This window comes from Thermorhabdus hydrogeniformans, from assembly GCF_049310025.1.
In the GTDB taxonomy this organism is placed as follows: domain Bacteria; phylum Bacillota; class Thermosediminibacteria; order Thermosediminibacterales; family Tepidanaerobacteraceae; genus JBJYKD01.
In genome coordinates this window covers 1-247 of record NZ_JBJYKD010000248.1, presented here as the reverse complement: position 1 = coordinate 247, position 247 = coordinate 1, and the positions used below count along the sequence as shown (strand labels likewise).

The following is a 247-nucleotide window of genomic DNA, read 5'->3' as shown; positions in this document are numbered from 1 at the left end:
ACGGTGTAGTTGACGGTCAGCGCGACATTGGTCACCGGCGCCTGGATGGTGGGCGCCGTGGGCATGGTGATGCCCTGCACCACCGACAGGCCCTGGCTGTTGGCCGTGGGCGCCGGGGCGGTCGTGCTGTTCACGTACTCGCTGCGGTAGTTCCAGGCCAGGCGCACGCTGAACACGTCGTTCTCGTAATAGCCGACCAGGTTGGCGCTCTTGCGCGACGCGCCCACCATCGGGCGGCCGTCTTCCA

Annotated in this window: 1 protein-coding gene; it reads right to left on the bottom strand. The window is 67.6% G+C overall.

Features of this window, described 5'->3' with window-relative positions; all coding sequences use genetic code 11:
- Nucleotides 1-247: hypothetical protein (locus ACKX14_RS16305; RefSeq protein WP_422449476.1), on the bottom strand; the 247-nt coding region annotated here is incomplete at both ends.